The sequence below is a fragment of the Salipiger sp. HF18 genome (assembly GCF_011806505.1).
In the GTDB taxonomy this organism is placed as follows: domain Bacteria; phylum Pseudomonadota; class Alphaproteobacteria; order Rhodobacterales; family Rhodobacteraceae; genus Salipiger; species Salipiger thiooxidans.
The window spans coordinates 1-2,908 of record NZ_JAATOS010000493.1 but is presented as its reverse complement, the minus strand read 5'-3'; the positions used below and the strand labels follow the sequence as shown (position 1 = coordinate 2,908).

At 69.5% G+C, this 2,908-nt stretch carries 1 protein-coding gene and 1 pseudogene; both read right to left on the bottom strand.

Annotated features, from left to right (window positions below):
• On the bottom strand, window positions 1-1,033 hold a 1,033-nt coding region (locus HC022_RS23025), incomplete at its 3' end, for a 4-alpha-glucanotransferase (protein WP_175583705.1).
• Window positions 1,030-2,908, bottom strand: a pseudogene (glgX, locus tag HC022_RS23020) (glycogen debranching protein GlgX); the annotation flags it as partial. The gene HC022_RS23025 and the pseudogene glgX, both read right to left, overlap by 4 nt.

Sequence of the window (2,908 nt, the reverse complement as noted above, 5' to 3'; positions counted from 1 at the left end):
TCTGGCCCTGTGGCGCGAAGGCGTCGGGCGGGGCGCCGAGGCTGGCACCGAAGGCAAAGCTCTGCCGGTCCTCCCAAGTCTCGGCGCCGTGCGGATGGGTGCCGACGGCGAGGTCGAGATAGAGCCCGAGGTCCATGCCGCTTGCTTTGGCGCGGTGCTGCGTCTCGCTGAGCGCGCCCTCGGCCTTGTACTGCAGCCAGGCGTGGAAGCGGCTGCGCCCGGCCAGCTCGTGGGCGGCCTGCCTGACGGTTTCGCCCTTGGGGTCGTGGTAGGCGGCGGGCCAGCTGTCCCAGTAGGCGCCAAGCTTCTCCGACAGCGCCTGATGCAGGGCGAAGATCCGCAGCGCCTCGCCCTCGTGTTCGAGATAGGCGTCGAAGGCGGCACCGGGAGGGGCCGCGCGGAACTCGTCCTCAAGCGCCTGCATCCGCGCCGGCAGCTCATCGGGCAGGACCACCAGCGGCCCGGGCTCGGGCGCGCGGGTGGCGGTCGGCAGGTAGAGCGGGGCGAAGCGGCGGCGGTGCGAGGGCGTGTAGGGGCTGAAGCCGCCGGGATCGACGGGGAAGCCCGCGTGGATCGGGTTGATGCCGAGGAAGGCCCCGCCGAGCGCGCCCACGCCCTCGGCGAGCTGTGCGAGGTCGTCGTAGCTGCCGATGCCACCCTCGTCGGGGCTGCGCAGGCAGGCGAGCGGCGCCATCAGCCCCCACAGCAGCCAACAGCGGGCGCCGGCGCTTTCCAGCAGGTGCCGGCCCAGCGGCAGCGCGGGCAGGGGGCCGCGTCCCTCGGTCTCTGTCCCGTCCTCGAGCCGCAGGCGCCAGTCACCGGGGCAGTCGAGCGCCACCGGCACGCCGGGCTCGCAGACGTGCCAGCGCGGCAGCAGCGGCGTCGGCGCGATGTCGTCGCCGTCGAGCCCCATGGCCTGCAGAAGTGCGAGCTTGGTCTCGTCGGTGGCGGTCTGGGTGACGCCGAAGAGATCACGGAATTCGGGAATGATGCCCGCGCGCAGGGCGCGGTCGTTCAGGGTCTGATCGGTCATGCCGGCTCCTCGACCAGGGCAAGCACGGAATTCGCGGCGAGCGTGATGGGGGACGTCACCGGCTCGGCGGTGAGCATGGTTTGCGAGGTGTCCACGTGGCGCACCCAGCGGAAGCCCTCGGGCAGGCCGGGCAGGGTCAGCTCGACGTCGTCGCCGGCGTTGAAGGCGAGGTAGATCGCCTCTTCCCGCTGGGCGAACTTCGGCGTGCCGCTGGCCATGCGGAACTCGGCGCAGAGCACGTGCAGGTGACCGTTGGTCCAGTCGGCGCGGGTCATCTCCTGCCCGTCCGGGCGCCACCAGAACAGGTCCGGCACCCCGTCCACCTTGCGCGGGCGCGAGTGCAGGAAGCGCTTCTGGCGCAGGATCGGGTGGGCCTTGCGGAAGCTGATGATCCAGCGCGTGAACTCGAGGAACTCGGCATCGGCGGCGTCCCAGTCGATCCAGCTTGTGTCGTTGTCCTGCGCATAGGCGTTGTTGTTGCCCTTCTGGCTGTGGCCCAGCTCGTCGCCGGCAAGGATCATCGGCGTGCCCTGGCTGAGCAGCAGCGTCGCCAGCATGTTGCGGCGGCGCTGCGCGCGGGCGTCAAGGATCACCGGCTCGTTGCTGGGGCCCTCGACGCCGAAATTGTCCGAGTAGTTCTCGCCATGGCCGTCGCGGTTGTCCTCGCCGTTGGCCTCGTTGTGCTTCATCCGGTAGCTCACCGTGTCCATCAGCGTGAAACCGTCATGGGCAGTGATCAGATTGACCGAGGAGGTGGCGTTGCGGCCGCCATGGTCGAAGATCCCGGCCGAGCCGGTGATGCGGTCGGCAAGCACCGGCACATGGCCCACATCGCCGCGCCAGAACCGGCGCACGCCGTCGCGGTACTGATCGTTCCACTCCGCAAAGGGCGGCGGGTAGCCGCCCAGCTGGTAGCCGCCGGGGCCGATGTCCCAGGGCTCGGCGATGAGCTTCTTCTGCGCCAGCACCGGGTCCTGCCGGATCGCCTTGAAGAAGGCGGCGTCGGGCTCGAAGCCATTCGTCGTGCGACCCAGCGTCGAGCAGAGATCGAAGCGGAACCCGTCCACGCCCATGGTCGTCGCCCAGTAGCGCAGGCTGTCGAGCACCATGCGCAGCACCATCGGGTGGTCGACGTTGAGCGTGTTCCCAGTGCCGGTGTCGTTGATGTAGAAGCGCTTGTCGTCGTGCAGCCGGTAGTAGGACCGGTTGTCGAGCCCGCGGAAGGCCAGCGTCGGGCCGTTCTCGTCGCCCTCGCAGCTGTGGTTGTAGACCACGTCAAGGATGACCTCGATGCCCACCGAATGCAGCCGCGCGACCATGTACTGGAATTCCCAGAGCCGCCCGTGCGAGAGGTAGCGCGGCTCGGGGGCGAAGCAGCCCAGCGTCTGGTAACCCCAGTAGTTCACCAGCCCCTTCTTTACGAGGAAGCGGTCGTTGAGGAAGGCAAAAGCTCGATGGCGGTGACGCCGAGCTTGATCAGGTGTTCGAGCACCGGGTCCGACGCGATCCCGAGGAACTGGCCCGGATGGTCGAGCCCCGGAAAGCGCCGGGTCAGCCCCTTCACGTGGGCCTCGTAGAGGATGCTCTGCTCGAGCGGCGTCTCAGGCGCCTCGTGGTGGCCCCAGTCATAGCTGGTGTCCTCGACCACGCATTTCGGCATGAAGCGGGCGCTGTCGCGGGGATCGGGTGCCTCGGCGCCGCCGTAGAGCGAGTCATGCCAGAGCGGGTGACCCGAGAGCCGCCGGGCGTAGGGGTCGACCAGCAGCTTGGCGGGATTGAATCGGTGGCCGTCGCGCGGGGCAAAGGGCCCCTCGGCGCGCAGCCCGTAGTGCTGGCCGGGGGTAAGGCCGGGCACCCGCCCGTACCAGATGTCGC